We start from the raw sequence: 25,885 nt of genomic DNA, 5'->3' as shown, positions 1-25,885 counted from the left end.
CCCGGACCGATTCGGCCAAAGCGTGCGGACAGGACCTACGGCAGCAGGCCCGCCCGGCGCGCCGCCACCACCGCCTCCAGCCTCGTGTGCGCCCCGAGCTTGCGCATCGCCGCCCGCAGGTATGCCTTCACCGTCTCCGGCTTCAGCCCCAGCCGCTCGCCCGCCGCCGCGTTCGTCGAGCCCGCGGCCACGCAGGCCAGCACATCCAGCTCCCGCGGCGCGAGACCGACCGACTGCCGCCGCGGCGGGACGTCCGACGCGGTCGCCAAGCGGCCGCAGACCGCCAGCAGCTCCCGCCGCAGCGCCTCGTCGGCGATCCGCGGTGCCAGCGCGCGCAGATCGCCGTGCACCTCGCGAACCTCCTCCCACGCCCCGGGGCCCGCCACCGGCTCCCGCGCCACGGCCAGCAGCCGCTGTACCTCGTCCCGTACGACCAGCGCCTGCTCCACATCACGCGCCGCGGCCACCGCCGCGTCGATGGTCCGCTCGCCGAGCGTCCTCGGTTCACGCAGCGCGCCGTACAGCACACCCCGCACCTTGCGCCGTACGACGACGGGCACCGCGAGCACAGAGCGCAGACCCTCCGCCGCGACCGCCGCGTCGTACTCGTGGCTGATGTGCCGCGCCGAGGGGTAGTCGGTCACCGCGCACGGCCGCGACAGCGCGATCGACTTGCCGCCGAGCCCGTTGCCCGCACTGACCGCGAGACCGCGCAGCGCTCCCGTGGCCGCGCCGTTCAGTTCGGCGATCCGCAGCTGCCGGGCATCATGCAGCAGCCCGCCGAAGGCGACCGGCAGCCCGGTCGCACGGCGCAGCCGTAGCAGCGCCGCTCGCAACTCCACCGCATCGGCCGGCTCGGACACCGCTCTCCTCCTGCGCGCTGTGTCACCCCCGTACGGGGGGCTGTGTCACCCCCATGCGGGGGTAGTGAGACCTGGGTCACTGATTACACGATGTCAGTAGCCGGTCCGGCAATGAGGAGGACACATGACGTCAGGCAGCGCGACGGAGAGTTTCCGGGCGGCCCGGGACTTCCTGCTGCGGCACAGGGAGGACTACGCGGCTGCGTACGAGGGTTTCTCCTGGCCCCGGCCCGAGCGCTTCAACTGGGCGCTGGACTGGTTCGACGAGATCGCCACCGGCAACGGCAGGACCGCGCTGCACATTGTCGAGGAGGACGGACGGGAGATCACCGTCTCGTTCGGCGAGATGTCCCTGCGTTCGAACCAGGTCGCCAACTGGCTGCGGGACCGTGGCGTACGGGCCGGGGACCGGATCCTCGTCATGCTCGGCAACCAGCAGGAACTGTGGATGACCGCGCTCGCCGCGATGAAGCTGAGGGCCGTCGTCATCCCCGCGACACCGCTGCTCGGACCGGTGGACCTCCGCGACCGGATCGACCGCGGACGCGCCGGGCACGTCGTCGCGCGCGTGGCGGACACCGCCAAGTTCGCCGAGGTGCCGGGGGACTACACAAGGATCGCGGTGGCGGACCGCGGCGGCGCCGATGTGCCGGGCTGGCTCGACTTCGACGAGGCGTTCTCCGCGCCGGGCCGCTTCGAGCCGGACGGTGTGACGCGGGCGGACGACCCGCTGCTGCTCTACTTCACCTCGGGCACGACCGCCCGCCCCAAGCTGGTCGAGCACACTCATGTGTCCTACCCGGTGGGCCACTTGGCGACGATGTACTGGATCGGGCTGAAGCCGGGCGACGTGCATCTGAACATCTCCTCGCCCGGCTGGGCCAAGCACGCCTGGTCCAATCTCTTCGCGCCCTGGAACGCCGAGGCGACCGTCTTCATCCACAACTACACGCGCTTCGACGGGGCCCGGCTGATGGCGGAGATGGACCGCGCGGGCGTCACCAGCTTCTGCGCCCCGCCGACCGTGTGGCGCATGCTGATCCAGGAGGATCTCGGCCTGCTGCGTACGCCTCCGCGCGAGGTCGTCGCCGCCGGTGAGCCGCTGAACCCCGAGGTGATCGAGACCGTACGCCGCGAATGGGGCGTGACCATCCGGGACGGTTTCGGGCAGACCGAGACGGCCGTGCAGGTCGCCAACAGTCCCGGCCAGCTGCTCAAGGCCGGGTCGATGGGCCGCCCGAGCCCCGGCTACCGGGTGGTCCTGCTGGATCCGGTGACGGGCGAGCCGGGCGCGGCCGAGGGCGAGATCGCACTGGATCTGTCCGGGGACCCGGTCGGCCTGATGACCGGGTATCACTCAGACACGGAGCGTACGGCCGAGGCGATGGCGGGCGGCTTCTACCGTACGGGCGACATCGGCGCGCGCGACGCCGACGGCTACATCACCTACATCGGCCGCTCCGACGACGTCTTCAAGGCGTCCGACTACAAGATCTCGCCGTTCGAGCTGGAGAGCGCGCTCCTGGAGCACGAGGCGGTTGCCGAAGCGGCGGTCGTGCCCGCGCCCGACCCTGTACGGCTCGCCGTGCCGAAGGCGTACGTGGTGCTCGCGGAGGGCTGGGAGCCCGGACCGGACACGGCGAAACTGATCTTCGAGCACTCGCGCGCGGTTCTCGCGCCGTACAAGCGCATCCGCCGACTGGAGTTCGCCGCGCTGCCCAAGACCGTCTCGGGGAAGATCCGCCGGATCGAGCTGCGCGAGCGCACGGCCGAGGGCTCGAGCGCCGAGTATGTCGAGGGAGATCTGCGATGAGCCTGTCCTACGCGCACGGCACGGGGACCACCGCGCCGCTCGGCGACACGATCGGGCGGAATCTCGACAGGGCGATCGCTGCCTGGCCGGACCGCGAGGCGCTGGTCGATCTGGCCATGGATGCTCGCTGGACGTACGCCGAATTCGGCGCTGCGGTCGACCAGTTGGCGAGAGGCTTCCTCGGGATCGGCGTCGCCAAAGGGGACCGGGTCGGGATCTGGGCGGTCAACTGCGCTGAGTGGGTGCTCGTGCAGTACGCGACCGCCCGGATCGGCGCGATCATGGTCAACATCAACCCGGCGTACCGGGCGCACGAACTCGAATACGTGCTGAAACAGGCCGGGATCTCAGTGCTGTGCGCCTCGCAGCGGCACAAGACCAGCGACTACCGGGCGTTGGTGGACCAGGTGCGGCCGAACTGTCCCGACCTGCGGTCCGTCCACTACATCGAGGACGGCTCCTGGGACGTGCTCCTGGACGCGGCGCCGACTGTCACGGACGGGCAACTGGCCGCCCGCGAGGCGGAGTTGTCCTGCGACGACCCGATCAACATCCAGTACACCTCCGGCACCACCGGCTTCCCCAAGGGCGCGACGCTCTCGCACCACAACATCCTCAACAACGGGTATTTCGTGGGCGAGATGATCGCCTACAGCGAGCAGGACCGCATCTGCATCCCCGTGCCCTTCTACCACTGCTTCGGCATGGTGATGGGCAACCTCGCGGCAACCTCGCACGGCGCCTGCATGGTCATCCCGGCCCCGTCCTTCGACGCGACGGCCACCCTGCGCGCCGTCGCCGAGGAACGCTGCACCTCGCTGTACGGCGTACCGACGATGTTCATCGCCGAGCTGAACCTCGCCGACTTCGCCTCGTACGACCTGTCCACGCTGCGCACCGGCATCATGGCGGGCTCACCCTGCCCGGTCGAGGTCATGAAGCGCGTCGTCGCGGAGATGAACATGGCCGAGGTCTCGATCTGCTACGGAATGACGGAGACCTCGCCGGTCTCCACGCAGACCCGCCGGGACGACGACATCGAACGCCGAACCGGCACGGTCGGCCGGGTCCTGCCGCACGTCGAGGTCAAGGTCGTCGACCCCGCCGGCGGGGTGACGCTCCCGCGTGGCGAGGCGGGGGAGCTGTGCACCCGCGGCTACAGCGTGATGCTCGGCTACTGGGACGAGGCGGAGAAGACCGCCGAGGCGATCGACGCGGGCCGGTGGATGCACACGGGCGATCTGGCGGTGATGCGCGAAGACGGCTACGTCCAGATCGTCGGCCGGATCAAGGACATGATCATCCGGGGCGGTGAGAACGTCTATCCGCGCGAGATCGAGGAGTTCCTCTATGCCCACCCCAAGATCGCGGACGTCCAGGTGGTCGGGGTCCCCGACGAACGCTATGGGGAGGAGATCCTGGCCTGCGTGATTCCGAGGGATGCCGGGGATCCGCCGACACTGGAGGACATCGCGGCGTACTGCAGGGAGCAGTTGGCGCACTACAAGATTCCACGGAGGCTGGAGATTCTGGCGGACTTCCCGATGACAGTGAGCGGGAAAGTGCGGAAGGTGGAGCTGAGGCGGCGGTACGGGGGTGCGGGGGAGGGGTAGGCGGGGCGGCGGCGGTGCCGCTGCGCCGGGGGGCCGTGACCGGGCGCGCGCCGCCGGACCCCCGCGCCTCAGTTTCCCCGGACTTCGTCCCGGACCTCCATGGGCTGACACGTGCGGCTCGGCCGGACATGTCAGCCCGTCCGGCGTTTGAGGACTTGCGGGCCGAAGGGCCGCATCCGGGGTCTGGGCCTCGGGAGCCCATGCGGCGGAGCCGAAAAGTCACAGCGGGCAAGGGCGGGGCGGGGTGGCGTGGCACGCCACCGGCGCACCGTCAGGCTCACGCCCCCGTGGAGATCAGCTCGTCCGCCGACGCGTTCACCGGATGAGGGCTCCCCGTCAGGTCCATGATGAACAGTGGGACGCCGAGGTCGTCCGCGCGCCACCTCGCGTCGTCCGCGTACCTCGCCAGGGAGAAGAAGACACCGGTGGCGGAGACGCTCAGCCCGTTCAGCCACAGGCACTCGACGTCACGCAGGGTGGCGGGGCGCGTGGAGGTGTCGACCTGGGCGACCAGGCCGGGGCCGAGCAGGTCGATTCCGGACGAGGGCCGCACCTCCGGCTGGACGACGTCCCGGAACCCGAGCCACGCCAGATAGCGCGCCGCAGCGGTCACCGCGTCGCGCGCGGAACGGATCGTGACCGGCCGGAACGAGGGGCGCGGCACGGTCGCCGTGTGCGGCAGCGGGAGGTGCGAGGGGCGCGCGGCGCAGGACATCACGTCCGTCGTGCCGGGGCCGGGCGCGCTCACCGGGCGGACCGGGATGCGCAGGACCGTGCCGCAGGGGCAGCCGAGTTCGGGCTGCGGCCAGTGGTCCTGGCGGCCGCAGGCCAGGCAGCGGACGGTGACCCAGTCGTCCGCCCAGGTGCGGTGCGTGATCGGTTCCGGCGGGGCGTGCAGCAGCGGCGGCGCGAGCGGAGCGCCGCAGGCGCAGGGCAGGACCGGCGACGCGAACAGGTGGTCGCGGCGGCAGGACGGACAGCGGACAGGCATCGCGTCTGCCATCGCGCTCCCCCCTTCCCTTCGTGCTGCCGTCCATCGTCCACCAAGCGGGATGCCTCGGGGAGGTACTTCGGTCATCCCTTGACGCCGCTCTGTACGCGTCCTACATTACTTCCGTATAGCAGAACAATACTTCCGCATTACGGAATCGATGCTCTGGAGTGACGCGAAGGAGCCGAGTCCGACCGGCCGAAGCAGGAGCCCCCATGCCTCGTATGACCGCTGCCCGAGCGGCAGTTGAGATCCTCAAGCGCGAAGGCGTCACGCACGCGTTCGGTGTGCCGGGCGCGGCGATCAACCCCTTCTACAAGGCCCTCCAGGCCGGCGGCGGCATCGACCACACGCTCGCCCGCCACGTCGAAGGCGCCTCCCACATGGCGGAGGGCTACACCCGCGCCAACCCCGGCAACATCGGGGTCTGCATCGGCACGTCGGGCCCGGCGGGCACCGACATGATCACCGGCCTGTACTCGGCCATCGGCGACTCCATCCCGATCCTGTGCATCACGGGCCAGGCGCCGACCTCCGTGATCCACAAGGAGGACTTCCAGGCCGTCGACATCGCCTCGATCGCGGGGCCGGTCACCAAGGCCGCGACGACCGTCCTGGAGGCCGCGCAGGTCCCCGGCGTCTTCCAGCAGGCCTTCCATCTGATGCGCTCGGGCCGCCCGGGCCCAGTCCTCGTCGACCTGCCCATCGACGTCCAGCTCACCGAGATCGAGTTCGACCCGGAGACGTACGAGCCGCTGCCGGTCTACAAGCCCGCCGCCACCCGCGCCCAGGCCGACAAGGCGATCCAGTTCCTGCTGGAGTCTGAGCGCCCGCTGATCGTCGCGGGCGGCGGCATCATCAACGCCGATGCGTCCGAACTGCTGGTGGAATTCGCCGAGCTGACCGGTACGCCGGTCATCCCGACCCTGATGGGCTGGGGCACGATCCCCGACGACCACGAGCTGAACGCGGGCATGGTCGGTCTGCAGACCTCGCACCGCTACGGCAACGCGACCTTCCTGGAGTCCGACTTCGTGCTGGGCATCGGCAACCGCTGGGCCAACCGTCACACCGGCTACAAGCTCGACGTCTACACCAAGGGCCGGAAGTTCGTTCACGTCGACATCGAGCCCACCCAGATCGGCAAGATCTTCGCCCCCGACTACGGCATCGCATCCGACGCTGGGGCCGCGCTGGAGCTCTTCGTCGAGGTGGCCAAGGAGCTCAAGGCCGCCGGCAAGCTGCCCGACCGCTCCGACTGGGTCGCCTCCACCCAGGAGCGCAAGGCCACCCTGCTGCGCCGTACGCACTTCGACAATGTGCCGATGAAGCCGCAGCGCGTGTACGAGGAGATGAACAAGGCCTTCGGCCCCGAGACGCGTTACGTCACCACCATCGGCCTCTCCCAGATCGCCGGCGCGCAGATGCTGCACGTCTACAAGCCGCGCCACTGGATCAACTGTGGCCAGGCGGGCCCGCTCGGCTGGACCATCCCGGCCGCGCTCGGTGTCGCCACCGCGGACCCGGAGTGCCCGGTCGTCGCGCTGTCCGGTGACTACGACTTCCAGTTCATGATCGAGGAGCTGGCGGTCGGCGCGCAGCACAGGATCCCCTACGTCCATGTCCTGGTGAACAACGCCTACCTGGGCCTGATCCGGCAGGCACAGATCGGCCTGGACATCAACTTCCAGGTGAACCTGGAGTTCGAGAACATCAACGCCCCCGAGCTGGGTGTCTACGGCGTCGACCACGTCAAGGTCGTCGAGGGCCTGGGCTGCAAGGCCATCCGGGTCACCGAGCCCGACCAACTGCTGCCGGCCTTCGAGGAGGCCAAGAAGCTGGCCGCCGAGTTCCGGGTGCCGGTCGTCGTCGAGGCGATCCTGGAGCGCGTCACCAACATCTCGATGAGCAAGACGGCCGACATCAGTGATGTCACCGAGTTCGAGGAGCTGGCGACGGAACCGGGCCACGCGCCCACGTCCATCAGGACGCTCAAGGTCTGATCACCGACCCGAGCCACGAGCGGCCGCCGTCCCGGAGTGAAGTCCGGGGCGGGGGCCGCTTTGTGCTCTGCGCTCAGGTCAGCAGGGCGAACGTTGCCCGAGCGCCAGCTTCCGACCCGAAAGCGATGGAGACGGAGCGTGGTGGCTCGGGTAGCTGCTTGCGTGGGTGACTCTGGCCAAGGTGATGGCCATGACCTTGGGAACGATCAGTCCCGGTCGGCCGCTCGTCCAGGCTCCGATCGGCGCAGCCGGAAGCGGAGCAACAGCGCGGGACGGCCACGGCCAAGGGATACGGGGGCAAGCTGAAACGCATAAGCACAAAGAAGAGCGCCGAGCTGCGGGACCGTCCGCAACTCGGCGCTCTGGCTGTGTGTTGATACCGCCCGACGACGCGAGGCCGGCGCGACAGGACGTTCGTGGCGCCGGGCGGAGACTGTGTGGCTGGACTGCCTCAGGGAGAGGACCGCGGCGGGGCGATTGGGACCGAGGGTTCGCTTCCTTCAGGTCAAGAAGCGTAACTCCGGTGCCTGACCACCGCACTGGCATCGCACTGCCGCCGCGGTCCTCGGCCTGCCCGTACCGCACGACCACCCCTCATCCGGGTCCGCGGTGCGGGCGGCGCCTCGTCCTGACCTCCCGTCAGGTCCGGGCGCAGCCTGTGTGGTTCTAGTCCTCGCGCAGGGCGCGGACCGTCTCCTCGACGCGCTTGCCGTAGTCGGCGTCGGCCGCGTGGAAGTGGGTGAGGTTCTTCTCGATGACGTCGTCACGGGTGACCTGCGAGAGGCCACCGGCGATGTTGGCCACCAGACGGGACTTCTCCTCCGGCGACATCAGGCGGTACAGCTCGCCCGCCTGGAAGAAGTCGTCGTCCTTGGTGTGCAGCGGCGCGGCGTGCGTGCCCGTCCAGCCGTGGATGGCCAGTGGGGCCGTCGGCGCGGAGTCCGTCTGGGCGGGACCGGCGTACGAGTTGGGCTCGTAGTTCTTGTCGTGGCGAGAGCCGTTGCGCGTGGCCATGAAGCCGTCGCGGCCGTAGTTGTCGGCAGACCCCCCAAGAACAGCCTTCGGCGCGTTCACCGGCAGCTGGGTGTGGTTGACGCCCAGGCGGTAGCGTTGCGCGTCCGCGTAGGCGAACAGGCGGCCCTGGAGCATCTTGTCCGGCGAAGGGCCGATGCCCGGCACGAAGTTGTTCGGCGAGAACGCGGCCTGCTCGACCTCGGCGAAGACGTTGTCGGGGTTGCGGTCGAGGACCAGACGGCCCACGCGCTGCAGCGGGTAGTCGCTGTGCGGCCACACCTTGGTGAGGTCGAAGGGGTTGAAGCGGTACTCCGCCGCTTCGGCCGCCGGCATGACCTGGACGTACAGGGTCCACGAGGGGTTCACGCCGCGCTCGATGGACTGGAGCAGGTCCGTCTGGTGGCTGTTGGGGTCCTTGCCGGCCTGCTCGGCCGCCTGCTCCGAGGAGAGGCAGCGTATGCCCTGGTTGGTCTTGAAGTGGTACTTCACGAAGAAGGCCTCGCCGGCCTCGTTCGTCCACTGGTAGGTGTGCGAGCCGTAGCCGTTCATGTGGCGGTACGAGGCGGGGATGCCGCGGTCACCCATCAGCCAGGTCACCTGGTGCGTCGCCTCGGGGGCGTGCGCCCAGAAGTCCCAGACGTTGTCCGGCTCCTGCTTGCCCGTGAAGGGGTCGCGCTTCTGCGAGTGGATGAAGTCGGGGAACTTGATGGGGTCCTTGATGAAGAACACCGGGGTGTTGTTGCCGACGAGGTCGTAATTGCCCTCTTCGGTGTAGAACTTCAGGGCGAAACCGCGCGGGTCGCGCACCGCGTCTGCGCCGCCCAGCGAGTCGGCGACGGTCGAGAAGCGGAGGAAGGTCTCGGTGCGCTTGCCGACCTGGGACAGGAAGTCCGCCCTGGTGAAGGCGGTGACGTCGTCGGTCACCTCGAAGTAGCCGTACGCGCCGCTGCCGCGGGCGTGCACCACGCGCTCCGGGATGCGCTCCCGGTTGAAGCGGGCGAGCTTCTCCAGCAGCTGCTGGTCCTGCAGGAGGATGGGGCCACCGACGCCTGCGGTGGCGGAGTTCTGGTTGTCGGCGACCGGGGCGCCTGACTCGGTCGTAAGCACACGCTGCGTCATGGTGGCGGGACTGACCTTCCTTACTGGAGCTGCTGGCGGTGCGAGGAGCGTAGATTCGCCTCGAACATCACGTCAACAGTTTGTTGAAATCGAAGGGTGGTGTTCCGGACGGCGCCGGCGCCTGGGCGCGACAGGACAGTTGTCAGCGCCGACGCCGCCCGGAAATCAGGGGGCCCTGTGCGGGCCCGGCTTCAGGCCTGCCGGCCGGAGAGGCGCTCGACGGCGCGCAGCAGGGCGGAGTGGTCGAGGCCGCCGTCGCCCTGCGCACGCAGGGAGGCGACGAGCTGGGCGACGACCGCGCCCACGGGCAGCGCGGCGCCGACGTTGCGGGCGGCGTCGGTGACGATGCCCATGTCCTTGTGGTGGAGGTCGATCCGGAAGCCGGGCTTGAAGTCCCGGTTAAGGAAGTTGTCCTTCTTGCGGGTCAGGACCGTGGAGCCGGCCAGGCCGCCGTTCAGGACGTCCAGGGCGGCCTGGAGGTTCACGCCGGACTTCTCCAGGAAGACGACGGCCTCGGCGCAGGCCTGGATGTTGACCGCGACGATCAGCTGGTTGGCGGCCTTCACCGTCTGGCCGGAGCCGTGCGGGCCGCACAGGACGATGGTCTTGCCCAGCGCCTCGAGAATCGGCAGCGCGCCGTCGAAGTCGGCCTGCTCGCCGCCGACCATGATCGACAGTACGGCCTCGATCGCGCCCGCCTCGCCGCCGGAGACCGGGGCGTCCAGTACGCGCATGCCCTTCTGTGCCGCGGCCTTGGCGAGGTCGACGGAGGTCTGGGGGGTGATGGAGGACATGTCGATCAGGAGGGCGCCTGGCCTGGCGTTCTCCAGGATGCCGTTCTCGCCGTACGCGATTGCCTCGACCTGCGGGGACGCGGGCACCATCGTGATGACGACGTCGGCGTCCTTGACGGCCTCGGCGATCGAGGACGCCGCGGTGCCGCCGGCGGCGGTGAGGCGGTCCAGCTTGTCCTGCTCCAGGGTGAAGCCGGTGACCTGGTAGCCCGCCTTCAGCAGGTTCTCGGACATGGGGGAGCCCATGATGCCGAGGCCGATCCAGGCAATCGCCGGGCGGTCTGTGCGGGGGGAATCAGCGAGCGTGCTCATGAGGGTGCCTCTCTCAAAACTCTTGAACGTGAGGTCAGTTGGCCGCGCGGGCCTCGGCGGGGAGCCAGCCGAAGGACTCGGCGCTCGGGCGGTCGCCGGCCTTGTACTCCAGGCCGACCCAGCCGTCGTAACCGGCCTTCGAGAGCTCGTCGAGAAGCCGCTCCAGCGGCAGCGAGCCCGTGCCCGGCGCGCCACGGCCCGGGCTGTCCGCGATCTGGACGTGGCCGGTCTTGTGGGCGTAGGCCGCGATGACCTCGCTGACGTCCTCGCCGTTCATTGACAGGTGGTAGATGTCGAGCAGGAACTTGGCGTTGCCGAGTCCCGTCGCCGCGTTCACCTTGTCGATGACCTCGATCGCGGCCGGGGCGCTCACCAGCGGGTAGAGCGGGGACTCCGGCTTGTTGAGCGTCTCGACCAGCAGGATCGCTCCGGCCCGGTCGGCCGCGCGGGCGGTGAGCACCAGGTTCTCCAGGGCGAGTTCGTCCTGGACGGCCGGGTCGACGCCCTCGACGCGGTTGCCGTACAGCGCGTTGAGCGCCTTGCAGCCCACCGAGGCGGCGAAGTCCGCGGCCACGTCGATGTTGGCGCGGAAGCGGCCGGACTCCTCGCCGGGCACGGAGAGCGCGCCGCGGTCGGGGCCCGGCAGCTGCCCGGCGTAGAAGTTCAGGCCCACCAGCTGGGTGCCCGCGTCGTCGAGCGCTTTTTTGAGGGCGTCGAGCTCGGCCTGGGGCGGGGTGGGGGTCTCGATCCAGGGCCACCACAGCTCGACCGCCGTGAAGCCCGCCGCGGCTGCTGCCGCGGGGCGCTCCAGGAGCGGGAGTTCCGTGAAGAGGATCGAGAGGTTCACATCGAAGCGCTGGTCCGTGCCGCGTTTGTTCGTGAAAAGAGGGGCCATGAGGGGCTTGCGCTCCTTCCGTATTGCGGAAGTTAGTTTCTGCGTAATGGAAGATTGCCTGGGATGGGGGAGGACTGTCAAGAGCGGGCAACCAAAAAGCGCCCCCGAGCCGGGGGACAGAGGGCCTGTTCAGGCCTGTCCCCCGGCTCGGAAGCGCTCGCGGCTTTACTCGGGGCTTTCCGCCGGCGAATACCGCATGAGGCCGCCCGAGGTCGCCAGAAGTGGCTAGAGGGCGTCCACCCCGCTCACCTTCCAGCCCTCGGACGTACGGGTCAGAGTCATCCGCACCCGGTTCAGATCGACACGTGGCCCCGTCACCTGCGTGCTCGTGGTCACCTGGTTGACGAAGAGCAGTACGACGGCTCTGTCCGGCGAGGCCGACACCACCGAGGCGGCCGGTGCGCCGCCGCCCGGCGGCTTCACCACCGTCGCCTTGACCACCCCGTGGTACTTGGCCGCAGTCGGTGCCACCACCCTCGCCGTCGTCCTGCCGTACTCGTCACGGAAGGTGCCGGTCAGATGGCCGCGCGCCGCCGCGAAGTCTTTGTCGAGCCGCCGGTAGTCGTACGACAGCACCATGGGCGCCGCTTTCCGCGCCGCGGCGAGCGCCTCAGTCCGCGCCCCCTGTGTCCGCCGGCCGTCCCCGTACTCCCACCCGAGCACGGCGACCGCGGCCAGCAGCGCCACCACCAGCCCAGCCAGTACGGCGCAGAACCTGCCGCGCCGCCGCTCGCGCGCCGCGGCGGCCACGGGCTCCTCTGCGACCAGGACCGGTCCGGCGTACTGATCGTCCGCACGCCGTCCCTGGCTCGCGTCGTCCGGTGCCTCCAGAGGCAGCTCGTCCAGTGCTTTCGAGGGCGTCCCGTCCGCTGCCTCCGGACGCGTCGCCTCGGGGCTGCGGGTCGCCACCCGTTCCGTACGCCTGGCCGCCGCACGGGCGGCAGCGGCCATCGAGCGGCGGCCGGGGGATGCGGTGCCGGGGCCTTTGCCGGTCACGTTCGCCACGGTGTTGCTCCTCACTGCCTTGCTCCTCACTGCAGGTGGTACGGGTGTGTGCCCGGGCACGCGGTCAGCCGACGAACTCGACGTCGGACGTCAGCCAGCGGCCCTTCTCGCGTACGAGGTCGAGCTGCAGCCGATAGGTGCGGGCCTGGCCCCCCGGGGCGGCGGTGTTGGTCACCTTGCTGTCGGCGACGACCAGTACGCGGGCCGTGCGCTCGTCGCTGCGCGTGATGCCCGCTTCGAGCACCTGCCCCTGCGAGACCGACTTGTTGGCCGCGACCAGCTTCGTCAGTTCGGCCGTCTGCGCGGAGAACTGCTCCTTGAAGTCACCGGTGGCGCCCTTCAGCACGTTCTGGCTGTCCTGCTCGTAGTGCCGGTAGTCCAGCGAGGTGAAGTTCAGCGCGGACTGCCGGGCGGCGGCCAGGATGTCCTGGTGCCGCTGCGCCTCGGCACGCTGCTCGTACACCTTCACGCAGAGCCAGCCGCTCAGCGCCGTGGTCACCACCGTCGCCACCACGAGCGTGGCCGCCATGGCTCTGCCCTGCCGGGCCGAGGCCGCTGTTCTGGTGCCGAGCAGGCGCAGCGAGCGCGTCAGGCGCGCGAGGATGCCCGCGTTCATGCCATAGGTCCGACGAGCAGCCATTGCCACGAGTCCTTTCCGAGCACGCTCTGTTCGCCGCCCGTCGAGCCGATCTCGACGAGCGTTCCGTCCGGGCCGGCGACGATGCCGGTCTCCGGGTCGTACGGGGTGACATACGCAGCCCGGCCGGCCCCCGCCGAAGCCGTGGCGCCGGGTACGTTCTGCGCGCCGCGGACCGAGGTGGTGCCGCCGCGCGGGGCCGAGCAGCGGGCGCCAGTGTTCGCGGGGCGCTCGGCGGTGTCCGCGGGGTCGCGGCGCTGGGTGCTGTATCCCTGACGGCACGGCGGGGGATCGTCCGCTGCGGTGACCATGCCGAAGTGGGTGGTGCCGTCGCCCGGGACCACGGTGGAGCTGCCCGCGACGACCACCGGGAAGGTCACCAGCGCCTGTTCGACGCCGGGCAGCCTGGCCACCGTGATCTGGCCGCCGCTGATCAGATTTCCCAGCAGTACGGGAAGATGGGTCTCGTTCGCCTTGAGCAGCGAGTTCAGTTCCTGCGCGGCCGGAGCGGCCGAGCCGATCAGCCTGCGCAGGTCCCCGTCGCTCGATTTCAGCTCGGCGGTCAGGTCCGCCAGGTCGTGTGAGAAGGACTTGATCGCCGAGCCCTTGTCGACCTGCGTCTTGAGGACCGTGCGCGAGTCCTCGATCAGCGAGACGGTCTGCGGCAGCGACGCGGACGCCGACTCCACGAGGCTGTTGCCCGAGTCGACAAGCCGGCTCAGATGGGGGCCGGTTCCGGCGAAAGCCTTGCCGAGTTCGTCGACCGTGATGCGAAGGTCGTCCTTGCCCACGGAGTTGACCAGCCGGTCCAGGCTCAGCACGACATCCGTGGTGGGCAGCGGCACCCGGGTGTCACCGCGGTCGATCACGCTTCCGTCGCGCAGAAACGGGCCGCCGTCGCCACGCGGCTGGAGGTCGACGTACTGCTCGCCGACCGCCGAGCGGTTCGCCACCACCGCCAGCGTGTCGGCCGGTATCCGCACCCCGTCCTCGATGTCCAGCGCCACCTGAACCCCGTCGGCGCCCGCAAGACGCAGTTCACCGACGCGGCCCACCGGCACCCCGCGATAGGTGACCTCCGCTCCCGGGAAGACGCCTCCGGACTCGGTGAATTCGGCGCGCACGGTGTAACCGCGGTCGAGGAGCATGTCCGCCAGGCCCGTGTACTGGGCGCCGACGTACGACACCCCGACGGCGGTGACCGTGGCGAAGGCGAGCAACTGGGCCTTGACCGTACGAGTGATCACGGCTGCATCCCCTTCAGCATCAGCTCGGCGAGGGCGAAAGAGGCCCCGGCGGGAAAGCGTTCGGCGATCCCGCCTCCGTAGGAGGCGTAGCTGCCGGTGCACACCGGCGGGCACAGCGGATCCGTCCCGACCGGCGGAGAGGAAGGTGCCGTCGGCGCGCCCGGGATCTTCGGCAGCGAGGTGGGCAGTGGTACGCCGGGCAGATCGGGCACGTCCGGAAGCCCGGGCTTGCCCGGGGCGCCCGGCTTCTTCGGCTCCTCGGCGAGATTGCCGTAGATGCTCGCGAGATCGAGATCGGCGGTGATCTTGAGATTGACGTAGTCGCCCTTGATGGCGCCCGTCACATTGCGCGGGAACGGATACGTCGTCAGCAGCTCCAGCGCGTTCGGCAGATCGCTGCCCGCCTTGTTCAACTGCGCCAGGATCGGCCGCAGACTGCGCAGATTGGCCGTCAGATCGGCCCGCGAGGCGTTGACCACCTTGGTGCCCGCCGCGCCGAGCTTCGAGAGCGAGGTGAGCATCGCGGTCAGGTTGCGGCGCTGGTCGGCCAGCACCTTCAGCGCGCCCGGCATGGTGTCGACGGCCGCGGCGATGGTCTTCTTCTCCCGCGCCAGCCGCGCGGCCAGCCGGTCGATGCCTTCGAGCGCGCGGACGATCTCCTTGCGCTGCCCGTCGAGGCCGCCGATGAAGGTGTCCAGCTCGGTCAGCAGGGACTTCACCCGGTTCTCCCGGCCCGCCAGGGCCTTGTTCAACTCCGTGGTGACGGTCTTCAGCTGGGCCACCCCGCCTCCGTTGAGCAGCGCGGAGAGCGCGGAGAGCACTTCCTCGATCTCCGGGTTGCGCCCGCTGCGGGACAGCGGGATCCGGTCGCCGTCGCCGAGCCTGCCCGCGGGGGCGGTGTCCACCGGGGCGGACAGCGCCACGTACTTCTCGCCGAGCATGCTGGTCTGGTGCAGCTCGGCGATCGCGTTGGCCGGCAGCTTCACCTTGCCGTCGACCCGCAGCCGCACCCGGGCGTGCCAGCCGGCCAGTTCCACCTTCTCGACCGCGCCCACCGTGACGTTGTTGACCTTCACGGCCGACTGCGGCACCAGATCGAGTACGTCCCGGAACTCGACGGTGACCCGGTAGGCATTGCCGTCGTCGGCCGCGCCGCCGGGCAGCCCCACGTCGTACAGGCCGTTGAACTCGCAGCCGGTGAGCACGACCGAGCCCATCGCCGTCCACAGGGCCGCGGCCCGGCCCCCGCGCAGCACTTTGCTGAACCTCATGCACCGGCCTCCAGGATTCCGCCGAGCGTCCGGTCGACCGGTCCGGTGCCCGACACCGGTACGGCAGTGGGCAATGGGGGCAGCGTGTCGAAGAGCTGCCGGAGCTCCTTGCAGTCCGGGTTCTTGCCGCCCGCATCCCCTGTGGTCCGCAGCAGCGAGCACAACAGCGCGGCCGGATCCTGGGACTGGTCCAGGTTGTTACGGGTGTCGAGGGTGCCGGACGAGGGGTTGTAGGCGTTCTGCAGATTGGAGATCCCGGCCGGCGCGACCTCCAGCAGCTCCGCCAGGGCGGCCCGCTGGGTGACCAGCACTCGGGTGACCTTGCTGAGCCCCTTCACATCCGCGGTCAGAGCCTTCTTGTTGCCGCGTACGAACGCGGACACGTCGCCGAGCGCCACCCCCAGATTCCGCAGTGCCGCCGCGAGGTCCCCCCGTTCCCCGGCGAGCTGGTCGGCCACCTGGGCGAGGCTGTCGTTGAACGACCGCACGTTCTTGTCGTCGGAGGCCAGCGCCGCGGTGAACACCTGGAGATTGCGTACGGTGCCGAACAGGTCCTGCCTGCCGTCGGACAGCGTGGTGACCGCCAGCGACAGGTCCTCGACCGTCTGGTGGAGCCCCGCGCCCTGGCCGTCGAGGTTGTCCGCGCCGACCCCGAGCAGCCGGGACAGCGAACCGTCCTTGTTGGCGCCCTTGGGGCCGAAGGCCTCGGCTGTCGTGTGCAGGCTGTCGAAGACCCGGTCCAGCTCGACCGGCACGGCCGTGCGGCTCAGCGGAATGACCGCGCCGTCCTTCATGGCGGGCCCGCCGCGGTAGACGGGCAGCAGCTGTACGTAACGGTCGCTGACGACCGAGGAGTTGATGATCGCGGCTTTCGCGTTCACGGGGATCCTGCGTCCGGACTCGTACTCCAGCTCCACCCGCACCCGGCCGCCCTCCGGCGTGATCTTCCCGACCTTGCCGACGCGGACGCCGAGGACGCGTACGTCCGAACCGGGGTGGATGCCGACGGTGCGAGGGAAGTACGCGGTGACATGGACCGGGGACGAGTGCGGCCACAGGACGACCGCCGTCGTGCCCGCGACGAGCGCGAACGCCACGGTCGGCGCCACGCGCCGGGCGAGCCGTCCCCCCGGCATGAGACGCGGCACGAACCGCGGAATGTGACGCAGTATGTGACGCGGTATGAAGCGGGCGTTCATCGCGAGCCTCCCGTCCGCGGAACCACCGGAGTGGCGACCAGGTTCTGGATGTAGCTGTCGAACCACCGCCCGTTGCCGAGGGTGTTGGTGAACACCCGCACATAGGGCGCGAGCAGCTTGATGCTGCGATCCAGGCTTGCCTGGTTGCGTTCGAGCATGGCGACCACCGAGCCCAGGCTCTTCAGCGCCGGGCCGATCTGCTTGCGGTTGTCTTCCACCAGGCCCGAGAGCTGGACGCCGAGTGCGGCCGAACTCTTGAGCAGCGAGTGGATCGCAGCCCGCCGCGCGGCGATCTCCTTGAAGAGCTTGTCGCCGTCCTTGACCAGGACGGCGAACTCGTCGGCGCGGTCCTTCAGCACGCCGGTGACCCCGCCTGCGTGATCGAGGAGTTCGCGCAGCGACTGGTCGCGGGAAGCCACCGTACGGGAGATCTTCGACAGACCCTTGATGGAGGCCCGTACCTCGGCCGGCGAATCCTCGAAGGTGGTGGAGATGATGTCGAGCGCCTTCGCCAGCCGGGCCGTGTCCACCTTCTCCGTGGTGGTCGTCAGATCGCTGAACGCCGCGACGACGTCGTACGCCGGAACGGTCCGGTTCAGCGGGATCTCGCTGCCGGGCCGCAGCTGCCCGGATCCCTTGGGCTGCAGCGCGAGGTACTTCGCGCCCAGGATCGTCTTGACCCTGATGGCGGCCCCGGTCCGGGTGCCGAACTGCGGCTCGCCCTTGACCCGGAAGGTGACCTTCACATGGTCACCGTCCAGGTCGACCTCGTCGACCTTGCCGACCTTGACCCCGGCGATCCGCACCTCGTCGCCGGGCTTGAGGCCGCCCGCCTCGGAGAAGGCGGCGCTGTACGACTCGCCGTCGCCGATCAGAGGCAGGCTGTCGGCGTTGAACGCGGCCAGGGCCAGCAGCGCGAGCGTGGTGACGCCCACGGCTCCGATCACAGAAGGATTTCTCTCGCGGAACGGGATCATGAGCACCTCGCCCGGGCGACATGGAGCTCGGGGCGGATGACCTCTTCGGTCTTCGGCAGCACGATCCGGCCGTCGAAGTCACAGAGGTAGAAGTTGAACCAGGAACCGTACGAGGCGGTCCCCGTCAGCTTGTTGAGCTTGTTCGGCAGCCGTTTCAGCACGCCCTCCACGGTCTTCTCGTTCTTGTTCAGCGTTCCGGTGAGCTCCTTCAGCCCGGCGATGTCGTCACGCAGCGGGGGCCGGGCGTCCTGGAGCAGGCCCGAGGTGGCCTCGGTCAGCCCGTCGATGCCCGCCAGCGAGGCGCCGATCGGCTTGCGGTCGGCGGACAGGCCCGAGATCAGCCGCTGCAGCTGCTTGAGCAGCCCGGAGAAGCGGGCATCGCGCTTGTCCAGGGTCCCCAGCACGGTGTTGAGGTTGTCGATCACGGAGCCGATCAGCTCGTCGCGGTCGGCGATCGTCGTGGTGAGCGACGCGGTGTGGGCGAGCAGACTGCCCACCGTGCCGCCCTCGCCCTGCAAAGTTTTGATGATCTCGGTGGCGAGCTGGTTGACGTCGTTGGGACTCAGCGCCGCGAACAGCGGCTTGAACCCGCCGAGCAGCGCATTGAGATCGAGCGCGGGCTTCGTCCGGTTCAGCGGGATCACCCCGCCCGGTTCGAGGCGCGTCCCGTCGCCCGCGCCCTCGGTCAGGGCGACATAGCGCGACCCGACCAGACTCCGGTAGCGGATGACCGCGCCTGTGCTCGCAAGCAGCGGCCGGTCGTGGGCGACGGTGAACGTCACCTCGGCAAGCGTGCGGTCCGTGATCGCGATGTCCTTGACCTCGCCGACGCGCACTCCGGCGACCCGGATGTCGTCGCCCTCCTCCAGGCTGGTGACATCGCTGAACACCGCCCGGTAGGTGTCCTGTTCCGCGAACGAGACATTGACGATGGTCGCCGCGAGCAGTGCCGTCGCCAGCACCGTCACCAAAGCGAATAGACAGAACTTCACCAGCGGCGCCATGGCCGCCGTGGCAGGTGCCCTCCTCATGCGACACTCACCGCCGTTCCGCGTGCCATCGGCCCGAACAGCAGCGTCGCGACCGCGGGCACCCGGTCGGCCGGCACCCCGAGGACGGGGGCCACCAGCGAGCCGACGGCCCGCTGCTCGGCCGCGGTGGCCGACACTCGGGCTCCGCCGGACGGCCCGCCCGCGACGGTGCGCCGCGTACCGTCGTCGAGATGGACATCCGGTGCCGGAACACGGGGATTCGGCAGTCCTCGGCAGTCGGGTCCTGAGCGCTCTGCATAGCGCGGTTCCTCACCGGGTCGGTACGCGGGCCTGGGGCGGACGAATTCGAGCGTGATGTGCATCTCCCCGCCCGCGAACGCCTTTTCGGATGCCTCCTCCTGGCGCACCAGACCGTCGAGGAGGCAGGGGTATTCGGGGGAGTAGCGGGCGAACAACGCGAGGGTGGGCCGGGAGACCCGGCCGAGTGTGATCAGCCGGTCGCCGTTGTCGTCGAAGAACCTCTCAGCGGTGCCCGCGGCCGTGGTGGTCGCCTTCAGGGCCTCGGCCAGCCGGTCCTGCTGCTCGACAAGGGTGCGGCTGGTGGTGACGGAACTGCGCAGGATCCTCATCAGATCGGGCGCGGCGTCGCCGTACACCTCGGCCACATCGGCGAAGCGCGTGATGTCCTCCTTGATGGACGGCATATGGGGGTTGATCTCGCGCAAGTACCCTTCGACGCGGGTCAGGTTGGCCCCTATGCGGTCGCCGCGTCCTTCCAGAGCGGTGGCGAACGCGGAGAGTGTGGCGTTGAGCTCCGCGGGCCGTACGGTGCGCAGCAGCGGCAGCAGGTCGTTCAGCAGCTGCTGCACCTCGATACCGACCGTGGTGCGGTCCTGGGTGATGACATCACCGGCGCGGATGGGCCGGACGCCGGACCCGCGCGGCGGCACCAGTTCGACGAACTTCTCGCCGAACAGCGTCTTGGGCAGCAGCCGTGCGTGCACATCGGCCGGGATCCGGGAGACATGCTCCGGCTTGAGCGCGATGTCGACACTCGCCTTGCTGCCATCCGCCCGCACCGCGCGCACCTCGCCGACCAGCAGCCCGCGCAGTTTGACGTCGGCCCGCGGATCCAGCTGGTTGCCCAGTGTGTCGGCCTCCAGCGTGATCCGTACGACCGAGGTGAACACCTGCTGGTACACGGCCACGGACAACGACAGCAACAGCCCCATGACCACGATGAAGGCGACGCCGTACAGCTTCAGTCGGACGCTCTGCACCGGCCCTACCCCGCAATCCGTACGGTCGTGTTGGCGCCCCAGATCGCCAGGCTGAGGAAGAAGTCGAGGATGTTGACGGCGACGATGGAGGTGCGCACCGCACGGCCGACCGCGACGCCCACGCCCGCCGGGCCGCCGCTCGCGTAGTAGCCGTAGTAGCAGTGCACAAGGATGATCACGACGGCGAAGACGATCACCTTGCCGAACGACCACAGCACGTCGACCGGGGGCAGATACTGCTGGAAGTAGTGGTCGTAGGTGCCGGTCGACTGCCCGTAGTAGCCGGTCGTGATGGTGCGCGCGGCGAAGTACGAGGACAACAGCCCGATCACATAGAGCGGGATCACGGCGACGAAGCCGGCGATCATCCGGGTGGTCACCAGGAACGGCAGCGAGGGAACGCCCATCACCTCCAGCGCGTCGGTCTCCTCGCTGATGCGCATCGCGCCGAGCTGTGCGGTGAATCCGGCGCCGACCGTTGCGGACAGGGCGAGACCCGCCACCAGCGGTGCGATCTCACGGGTGTTGAAGTACGCCGAGAGGAACGCAACGAAGTTCGACGTGCCCAGCTGGTTGAGGGCCGCGTAGCCCTGCAGACCCACCTCGGTGCCGGTGAAGAAGGACAGGAAGGCGATGACGCCGACCGTGCCGCCCACGACGGCGAGCGCACCACGGCCGAAGCTCACCTCCGCGAGCAGCCGCAGGATCTCCTTCTTGTAGCGGCGCAGCGTCCGGCCGGTCCACGCCATGGACCGCCCGTAGAAGGTCAGTTGGGTGCCCAGCTCCTCAAGCCATTGTGTGAGCGCCATCCTCATCCCCTCTGCGGCACGATCTGGAAGTAGGCGGCCGTCATCACGAAGTTGGTGACGAACAGCAGCATGAAAGTGATCACGACCGACTGGTTGACGGCGTCGCCGACACCTTTCGGGCCGCCCTTGGCGGTGAGCCCCTTGTACGAGGCGACGATCGCCGCGATGGCGCCGAACACCAGGGCCTTCAGCTCGGCCGCCCACAGGTCCGACAGCTGGGCAAGGGTGGTGAAGGAGGCGAGGTAGGCGCCGGGTGTGCCGTTCTGCAGGACCACGTTGAAGAAGTAGCCGCCGGCCACGCCGACGACCGAGACCAGGCCGTTGAGCAGCACCGCCACCAGCATCGTCGCCAGCACCCGCGGTACGACGAGCCGGTGGATGGGGTCGATGCCCAGCACCTGCATGGCGTCGATCTCCTCGCGGATCTTCCGCGCCCCGAGGTCCGCGCAGATCGCGGTGCCGCCCGCTCCGGCGATCAGTAGCGCGGTCACGATCGGTGAGGCCTCGCGCAACACCGCCAGGACGGATGCGGCACCGGCGAAGGACTGCGCGCCCAGCTGCCGGGTCAGACTGCCGATCTGCAGCGCGATCACGGCGCCGAAGGGGATGGACACCAGCGCGGTCGGCAGGATGGTGACACTGGCGATGAACCAGGCCTGCTGGATGAACTCCCGCGCCTGGAAAGGGCGTTTGGGTATGGTCCGCAGGACGTCGAGACCCAGCGCGAAGAGGTTGCCGGTGTGCCTGAGGGCTCCGGTGGGCGACAGGCTCACAGGTCCGTCCCCCTTCCGCGCACCGCGGCACGCATCTGTCGCAGTGACTCGCGTTCGGCGATCGCCTCCCAGCGCGGCGGGCGGGTGACCCCCGCGGTGGGCAGAAGGCGCGGCGTCAGCTCGGGCAGTCCTTGCGGTACGGGATCCGCGGCATCGCCGAGCTGGGCCAGCTCCTGCTCGACCTGCGCCGCGTCCTTCTCCTCGGCCATGCCGATCGGGCCTTGCATCCGGCCGCCCAGGAACTGCCGTACCACCGGCTCCTCGCTGGTCAGCAGCTTCTCGCGGGGGCCGAACATCACCAGTTCGCGGCGGAAGAGCAGCCCGATGTTGTCCGGGACCTGCCGGGCGGAGGCGATGTCGTGCGTGACAATCAGAAAGGTCGCGCCGGTCTGCGCGTTGAGGTCGACGATCAGCTGGTTGAGGTAAGCCACTCGCACCGGGTCGAGCCCCGAGTCCGGCTCGTCGAAGAGGATGATCTCCGGATCGAGCACCAGCGCCCGGGCCAGCCCGGCTCGTTTGCGCATACCGCCGGATATCTCGCCGGGCAGCTTCCCTTCGGCGCCGAGCAGGCCGACCATGTCCATCTTCTCGAGCACGATTCGTCTGATCGCGCTCTCCGGCTTGCGAGTGTGCTCGCGCAGCGGGAAGGCGATGTTGTCGTAGAGGTTCATGGACCCGAACAGCGCGCCGTCCTGGAACAGCACCCCGAACAGCTTCCGCACCTCGTACAGATCGTGTTCGCGCAGGGCGGTGATGTCCGTGCCCGCGATCCGGATCGACCCGCGTTCGGGCCTGAGCAGCCCGACGAGCGTCTTGAGGAACACCGACTTGCCCGTGCCCGAAGGGCCGAGCATCACCGAGACCTCGCCGGCGGGCAGTGTCAGCGAAACGTCCTGCCAGATGACCTGGTGGCCGAAGGACTTGGTCAGTCCTTCCACGCAGATCTCGACACCCATCCGGTTCACCCTTCAGCCGTGGAGCAGCTCCGACATCTGCTCTACGGGGAGGGGCGGCCGGTCCGTCGCTGCGGGCCGAAGATTTTTTCCGGGAGGTTTCCTACGGGTGTGCAACGGGCGACGCGGCGTCCGTCACGTCCAGGGGAAGGTCCCCGGCGGGAAGGTCCATGGTGGAAGGGTCCTGCGGAGGCAGCGACGTCGACGGCAGTGACGCCGACGGCCCGGGCGCGGACGGCAGGGATGCCGATGGCAAGGATGTCGACGGCAGTCCGGACAGGCCGGGTACGGGAATTTCCGGCATGGCCGGGACGTCCAGCACCTCGGGGACGTCCGGTACGGCCGCAGTGGTCAGCGGCAGCGGCGGCAGAGGAGGCAGCGAAACCCCCGGCAGGTACGTGAGCAGGGGTCCGCCGGAAGGCTGCCCGGCGTCCGCACCGGTCGGCGACGACTCGGTGGGAGTGGGCGCGGTCGGCCCCGCGGTGCCCCCGTCCGACTGCCGCGCGTCCCCTGCCTGTGACACCGCGGGGGACGCGGGACGCGGCGAGCCGGGCCCGTCATCCTCGTGCACATGCGGCAGCAGGATCAGTCCTGCGACCGCCAGCGTCGCCGCCGTCGAGGCAACCGCCACCGCATGGGCGTTACCGCCCCGCCGGCCGTGCCCGATCAGCCACAGGGCACCGCCCAGCGTGGCGGCAAGGGAATGGCGCAGGGTCCTGCGGGCCCGCGCCAGCAGCGACTCGACCGTCCGGTAGCTCAGTCCCATCTTCACGGCGACCTGGCCGACATCCAGATCCTCGGACTTCAGCCACAGGGCCTCGGCCTGGCGGGCGGGCAGCTCACCGCTCCGTACGGCCAGCCACCGAGCCTCGGCGCGGTCGCAGACCGCCTCCTCGACCGGCACCGGCACCGGTGTCAGAAGCGTGGGGCTGCTGCGCACCTCGCTCTCCCGGTTGACCTGCCGGTAACGGTCCACGCACAGCCGCATCGTCACCGTCGTCAGCCACGCGCCGAGCCGCTCGTCGTCCAGTTCCGGGTGCTCGGCGGCGCGCAGCATCGCCTCGTGTACGGCGTCCTCGGCGTCCTCCATGCTCATGGACCTGCGTCTGGCCACCTTGAGCAGTTGCTCGCGGTGGCTCCACGCACGCTGCCACCGGTCGTCGGCCGCGCCTGTGTCCGTCGCCATGAGGGCCCCTTCGCGCTCACCCCGCCGGGCAGGTGCAGAGGCCCGGCGCGGGGGAGATTACCGCCCGGTATCCGGGCTTGTGGAGGGGGAGGCGCGCATCGATTCCGTTCCGTTGCTGGTCAGCCCACCGAGCCCGGGCAGCTCGACCACGGGTGCCGGGACCGCGGGCAGCGGCACCGAGGGTTCCGTGGCGGTGCCGCCGCTCTTCGACGGCGAGGGCGAAGGAGAGGGCGGGGGCGAGGAGTTGGGCGCGGCGGACGCGTCTGCCGGGCGGGCGGTCGCCGCAGAGGACACGGTCGGCCGCGGCTTCCCGGGCACATTCGACCGGGGGCGAACGGCCGGTCGAGCCCCCTGGTCCGGCACGACCCGGTGACCTTCGAGGTAGTACGCGAACCACGCCCTGACCGTGCGCAGATACGCGGCGGAGCGGTTGTAGCCGAGAATCGCGCGGTCCAGATCCGCTGCCGAGGAGAGATCGCGGCCGCCCGCGCACAGGTAGCGCCCCGCCGCGAGCGCAGCGTCGTAGATGTTGCCCGGATCGCTGATCCCGTCGCCGTTGCCGTCGGCGCCCCAGACGTCCCAGGTCGACGGGATGAACTGCATCGGGCCCACGGCACGGTCGTACGCCAAGTCCCCGTCGTACCGCCCGCCGTCGGTGTCCCTGATGACGGCGAACCCGTTGCCGTCCAGCCGCGGGCCGAGGATCGGAGCGAGCGTCGTGCCGTCCGCCCGCACCCGGCCGCCGCGCGCCTGCCCGGATTCGACCTGCCCGATCGCGGCGAGCAGCTGCCAGCGCAGACGGCACTGGGGCGTGCTGTCCGCGAGCGCGTCCTCGGCCTGCCGGTAGGCGGTCAGGACGGTGGCGGGCAGCGCCCCGCCGGCCGGCGTGCCGCTCCTGCTCGCGCCGTCGCGTGCCGCAGCGCGCGCCCGCAGGGGCGGAAGCTCGGTGCGGTACGGGGTGTCCCCGGAGACGCTCGGCCCGGGCGGGGCCGGGCGGACATGCGCCGGGCGCGGCGTGTGCGCCGCCGTTCCCGGTGCCTGCGAAGCGGTCAGTGCCGCCATGGCCGCCGTGACCACCACGGTCGTGTGGACACCTCTGCGCTTGCGCCCTGTCATGATGCAGACCCCTCCCAGTGCCGCTGCCTGCGACCCGTTCACCTGCTCTACGCGGCAGCGGCATCCGTCCGTCGCGACGTGTCGTACCTTTTCCGGAGCTTTTCCTGAGCTGGTCCGGGCCGGGAGGCCGACGACGGCGCCGAAGGGCGCGGCTAACGTGGGGGCATGGTGCGACTGAGAGTGGAGTTCACGACCGAGCCGTTCGACCTGGACGAGCCGCCGGCCCACGCGCTGGCCGTCCGAGAGGTCGTCCAGAGCGCGGATCTGGACACGGTGGACGTGGGCCCCTTCGGCAATACGGCCGAGGGTGGCGCCGACGCGGTGCTGAGCGCGGTCGACGCGCTGCTGCGCAGGGCCCTGGACACCGGGGCGACCCGGGTCTCGCTCCAGGTCAACGTCGTGGAGGGCGAGGCATGACCGGGCCCGCCGACCACGCACTCGCAGAGGCGGTCAAGCCACTCGTGGACGCCATGGGTGGCGAGTTGCTCGCACCTGGTGAGGCTCGCGAGGACGACGTCGTGCTCAGCTGGGAGGGCGAGGAGGTCCTCGCCGTACGACTCCCGCAGCTCGCGGACTCCCTCGACCACATCCTGGCCGCCATGGAGCGCCGGCACGGCATGCCACTGTCCGAGCTGGACCGCAAGACCAAGCAGCTGGTCGTGCGAACCCTGGAGGCGCGCGGCGCGTTCTCGGTACGGCATGGCGTGGAGACGGTGGCCGGTGCGCTCGGCGTCAGCCGATTCACCGTCTACAACTACCTCAACCGGGAGAATGCGTCCCGGGACACAAAGACACCGGCCGAGGGTCCATAGGGGCCGTTGGGTTTCCCCGGGAGCCGGCCGTCCTACAAATTCGCGTGCATCTCTTCCGGTTTCCATTCAAGGCATGAGCACGGGGTCAATGGCGCACCTTCAATTCGCTGGTCCGGCGAAGGAATGGTGCGGGCCGCCGGCGGCGAGGGCAATGGCTGTACAGGAAAAGTGGTCTGCGCTGCGAGGACTGCCCTCATGCGCCGGCGGCTTT

Annotated in this window: 23 protein-coding genes; 5 read left to right on the top strand and 18 right to left on the bottom strand. The window is 69.8% G+C overall.

Going from position 1 to position 25,885, the window contains the following annotated elements:
- Positions 1 to 35: 35 nt before the first annotated feature.
- Positions 36 to 863: a helix-turn-helix transcriptional regulator gene (locus FBY35_RS07425; RefSeq protein WP_142213008.1), complete on the bottom strand. Its 828-nt coding sequence runs from the start codon at positions 861 to 863 to the stop codon at positions 36 to 38.
- 124 nt (positions 864 to 987) lie between these two features.
- Here FBY35_RS07425 and FBY35_RS07420 point away from each other — a divergent pair, with 124 nt between their 5' ends.
- Entirely contained in the window at positions 988 to 2,676 is a 1,689-nt protein-coding gene (locus FBY35_RS07420; RefSeq protein WP_142213007.1) for an AMP-binding protein, read from the top strand.
- The gene (locus FBY35_RS07415) at positions 2,673 to 4,289 is read left to right on the top strand and encodes an AMP-binding protein (RefSeq protein ID WP_142213006.1); all 1,617 of its coding nucleotides are present in this window, start codon (positions 2,673 to 2,675) and stop codon (positions 4,287 to 4,289) included. The genes FBY35_RS07420 and FBY35_RS07415 overlap by 4 nt, the downstream gene beginning before the upstream one ends.
- Before the next feature lie 277 nt (positions 4,290 to 4,566).
- On the opposite strand, the gene FBY35_RS07410 is transcribed toward FBY35_RS07415, so the two are convergent.
- The gene (locus tag FBY35_RS07410; protein WP_142213005.1) at positions 4,567 to 5,292 is read right to left on the bottom strand and encodes a hypothetical protein; all 726 of its coding nucleotides are present in this window, start codon (positions 5,290 to 5,292) and stop codon (positions 4,567 to 4,569) included.
- A 203-nt stretch (positions 5,293 to 5,495) separates the two neighbouring features.
- On the opposite strand from FBY35_RS07410, the gene gcl reads away from it, so the two are divergent.
- The gene (gcl, locus tag FBY35_RS07405; protein ID WP_142213004.1) at positions 5,496 to 7,283 is read left to right on the top strand and encodes a glyoxylate carboligase; all 1,788 of its coding nucleotides are present in this window, start codon (positions 5,496 to 5,498) and stop codon (positions 7,281 to 7,283) included.
- Positions 7,284 to 7,949: 666 nt separating this feature from the next.
- Here the strand turns inward: gcl and FBY35_RS07400 are convergent.
- From FBY35_RS07400 to FBY35_RS07325, 16 genes are all read right to left on the bottom strand, one after another.
- Entirely contained in the window at positions 7,950 to 9,416 is a 1,467-nt protein-coding gene (locus FBY35_RS07400; protein ID WP_142213003.1) for a catalase, read from the bottom strand.
- Between the two features lie 191 nt (positions 9,417 to 9,607).
- Complete coding sequence (locus FBY35_RS07395) at positions 9,608 to 10,522, bottom strand: 2-hydroxy-3-oxopropionate reductase (RefSeq protein ID WP_142213002.1); 915 nt, start codon at positions 10,520 to 10,522, stop codon at positions 9,608 to 9,610.
- 34 nt (positions 10,523 to 10,556) lie between these two features.
- Positions 10,557 to 11,417, bottom strand: a complete 861-nt coding sequence (locus tag FBY35_RS07390) for a TIM barrel protein (RefSeq protein ID WP_142213001.1) — start codon at positions 11,415 to 11,417, stop codon at positions 10,557 to 10,559.
- A gap of 225 nt (positions 11,418 to 11,642) precedes the next feature.
- Positions 11,643 to 12,437, bottom strand: a complete 795-nt coding sequence (locus tag FBY35_RS07385) for a hypothetical protein (protein WP_399208242.1) — start codon at positions 12,435 to 12,437, stop codon at positions 11,643 to 11,645.
- 49 nt (positions 12,438 to 12,486) lie between these two features.
- The gene (locus FBY35_RS07380) at positions 12,487 to 13,062 is read right to left on the bottom strand and encodes a hypothetical protein (protein WP_399208241.1); all 576 of its coding nucleotides are present in this window, start codon (positions 13,060 to 13,062) and stop codon (positions 12,487 to 12,489) included.
- The gene (locus FBY35_RS07375; RefSeq protein ID WP_142213000.1) at positions 13,035 to 14,306 is read right to left on the bottom strand and encodes an MCE family protein; all 1,272 of its coding nucleotides are present in this window, start codon (positions 14,304 to 14,306) and stop codon (positions 13,035 to 13,037) included. The genes FBY35_RS07380 and FBY35_RS07375 overlap by 28 nt, the downstream gene beginning before the upstream one ends.
- Positions 14,303 to 15,577 (bottom strand): MCE family protein, encoded by a 1,275-nt coding sequence (locus FBY35_RS07370; RefSeq protein ID WP_142212999.1) that lies wholly within the window; start codon positions 15,575 to 15,577, stop codon positions 14,303 to 14,305. The genes FBY35_RS07375 and FBY35_RS07370 overlap by 4 nt, the downstream gene beginning before the upstream one ends.
- Positions 15,574 to 16,713 carry an MCE family protein gene (locus FBY35_RS07365; RefSeq protein ID WP_186356974.1) on the bottom strand — a complete coding sequence of 380 codons (1,140 nt, stop codon included), beginning with the start codon at positions 16,711 to 16,713 and terminating at the stop codon, positions 15,574 to 15,576. Before FBY35_RS07365 ends, FBY35_RS07370 begins: the two co-directional genes overlap by 4 nt.
- A gap of 59 nt (positions 16,714 to 16,772) precedes the next feature.
- Positions 16,773 to 17,753, bottom strand: coding sequence for an MCE family protein (locus FBY35_RS07360; RefSeq protein WP_142212998.1), 981 nt, complete (start codon positions 17,751 to 17,753; stop codon positions 16,773 to 16,775).
- Positions 17,750 to 18,784 carry an MCE family protein gene (locus tag FBY35_RS07355; RefSeq protein ID WP_142212997.1) on the bottom strand — a complete coding sequence of 345 codons (1,035 nt, stop codon included), beginning with the start codon at positions 18,782 to 18,784 and terminating at the stop codon, positions 17,750 to 17,752. The genes FBY35_RS07360 and FBY35_RS07355 overlap by 4 nt, the downstream gene beginning before the upstream one ends.
- Positions 18,781 to 20,025, bottom strand: coding sequence for an MCE family protein (locus FBY35_RS07350; RefSeq protein WP_260848549.1), 1,245 nt, complete (start codon positions 20,023 to 20,025; stop codon positions 18,781 to 18,783). The genes FBY35_RS07355 and FBY35_RS07350 overlap by 4 nt, the downstream gene beginning before the upstream one ends.
- A gap of 5 nt (positions 20,026 to 20,030) precedes the next feature.
- Positions 20,031 to 20,834, bottom strand: coding sequence for an ABC transporter permease (locus FBY35_RS07345; RefSeq protein ID WP_142212996.1), 804 nt, complete (start codon positions 20,832 to 20,834; stop codon positions 20,031 to 20,033).
- A gap of 2 nt (positions 20,835 to 20,836) precedes the next feature.
- Complete coding sequence (locus tag FBY35_RS07340) at positions 20,837 to 21,607, bottom strand: ABC transporter permease (protein ID WP_142212995.1); 771 nt, start codon at positions 21,605 to 21,607, stop codon at positions 20,837 to 20,839.
- A complete protein-coding gene (locus FBY35_RS07335) occupies positions 21,604 to 22,563 on the bottom strand; it encodes an ABC transporter ATP-binding protein (protein WP_142212994.1) in 960 nt (319 codons plus the stop codon). Before FBY35_RS07335 ends, FBY35_RS07340 begins: the two co-directional genes overlap by 4 nt.
- 100 nt (positions 22,564 to 22,663) lie before the next feature.
- Positions 22,664 to 23,746 (bottom strand): RNA polymerase sigma factor, encoded by a 1,083-nt coding sequence (locus FBY35_RS07330; RefSeq protein WP_142212993.1) that lies wholly within the window; start codon positions 23,744 to 23,746, stop codon positions 22,664 to 22,666.
- Between the two features lie 57 nt (positions 23,747 to 23,803).
- On the bottom strand, positions 23,804 to 24,862 hold the full coding sequence (locus FBY35_RS07325; protein ID WP_142212992.1) for a lytic transglycosylase domain-containing protein: 1,059 nt from the start codon (positions 24,860 to 24,862) through the stop codon (positions 23,804 to 23,806).
- A gap of 168 nt (positions 24,863 to 25,030) precedes the next feature.
- On the opposite strand from FBY35_RS07325, the gene FBY35_RS07320 reads away from it, so the two are divergent.
- Both FBY35_RS07320 and FBY35_RS07315 read left to right on the top strand, forming a co-directional pair.
- Positions 25,031 to 25,279, top strand: coding sequence for a hypothetical protein (locus FBY35_RS07320; RefSeq protein WP_142214950.1), 249 nt, complete (start codon positions 25,031 to 25,033; stop codon positions 25,277 to 25,279).
- Positions 25,276 to 25,674, top strand: coding sequence for a helix-turn-helix domain-containing protein (locus tag FBY35_RS07315; protein WP_142212991.1), 399 nt, complete (start codon positions 25,276 to 25,278; stop codon positions 25,672 to 25,674). The genes FBY35_RS07320 and FBY35_RS07315 overlap by 4 nt, the downstream gene beginning before the upstream one ends.
- The last annotated feature ends 211 nt before the right edge of the window (positions 25,675 to 25,885 follow it).

The sequence above is a fragment of the Streptomyces sp. SLBN-118 genome (assembly GCF_006715635.1).
In the GTDB taxonomy this organism is placed as follows: domain Bacteria; phylum Actinomycetota; class Actinomycetes; order Streptomycetales; family Streptomycetaceae; genus Streptomyces.
The sequence above is the reverse complement of the archived record's forward strand: the minus strand, read 5'-3'. Positions and strand labels throughout refer to the sequence as shown.

Excerpts from the sequence above, each read along its gene's own strand:
- FBY35_RS07395 (WP_142213002.1), bottom strand. The coding sequence starts at position 10,522 with ATGAGCACGCTCGCTGATTCCCCCCGCACAGACCGCCCGGCGATTGCC.
- FBY35_RS07330 (WP_142212993.1), bottom strand. The coding sequence starts at position 23,746 with ATGGCGACGGACACAGGCGCGGCCGACGACCGGTGGCAGCGTGCGTGG.
- FBY35_RS07380 (WP_399208241.1), bottom strand. The coding sequence starts at position 13,062 with ATGGCTGCTCGTCGGACCTATGGCATGAACGCGGGCATCCTCGCGCGC.
- FBY35_RS07360 (WP_142212998.1), bottom strand. The coding sequence starts at position 17,753 with ATGATCCCGTTCCGCGAGAGAAATCCTTCTGTGATCGGAGCCGTGGGC.
- gcl (WP_142213004.1), top strand. The coding sequence starts at position 5,496 with ATGCCTCGTATGACCGCTGCCCGAGCGGCAGTTGAGATCCTCAAGCGC.
- FBY35_RS07325 (WP_142212992.1), bottom strand. The coding sequence starts at position 24,862 with ATGACAGGGCGCAAGCGCAGAGGTGTCCACACGACCGTGGTGGTCACG.
- FBY35_RS07345 (WP_142212996.1), bottom strand. The coding sequence starts at position 20,834 with ATGGCGCTCACACAATGGCTTGAGGAGCTGGGCACCCAACTGACCTTC.
- FBY35_RS07415 (WP_142213006.1), top strand. The coding sequence starts at position 2,673 with ATGAGCCTGTCCTACGCGCACGGCACGGGGACCACCGCGCCGCTCGGC.
- FBY35_RS07390 (WP_142213001.1), bottom strand. The coding sequence starts at position 11,417 with ATGGCCCCTCTTTTCACGAACAAACGCGGCACGGACCAGCGCTTCGAT.
- FBY35_RS07420 (WP_142213007.1), top strand. The coding sequence starts at position 988 with ATGACGTCAGGCAGCGCGACGGAGAGTTTCCGGGCGGCCCGGGACTTC.
- FBY35_RS07400 (WP_142213003.1), bottom strand. The coding sequence starts at position 9,416 with ATGACGCAGCGTGTGCTTACGACCGAGTCAGGCGCCCCGGTCGCCGAC.
- FBY35_RS07315 (WP_142212991.1), top strand. The coding sequence starts at position 25,276 with ATGACCGGGCCCGCCGACCACGCACTCGCAGAGGCGGTCAAGCCACTC.
- FBY35_RS07335 (WP_142212994.1), bottom strand. The coding sequence starts at position 22,563 with ATGGGTGTCGAGATCTGCGTGGAAGGACTGACCAAGTCCTTCGGCCAC.
- FBY35_RS07355 (WP_142212997.1), bottom strand. The coding sequence starts at position 18,784 with ATGAGGAGGGCACCTGCCACGGCGGCCATGGCGCCGCTGGTGAAGTTC.
- FBY35_RS07370 (WP_142212999.1), bottom strand. The coding sequence starts at position 15,577 with ATGAGGTTCAGCAAAGTGCTGCGCGGGGGCCGGGCCGCGGCCCTGTGG.
- FBY35_RS07365 (WP_186356974.1), bottom strand. The coding sequence starts at position 16,713 with ATGCCGGGGGGACGGCTCGCCCGGCGCGTGGCGCCGACCGTGGCGTTC.
- FBY35_RS07410 (WP_142213005.1), bottom strand. The coding sequence starts at position 5,292 with ATGGCAGACGCGATGCCTGTCCGCTGTCCGTCCTGCCGCCGCGACCAC.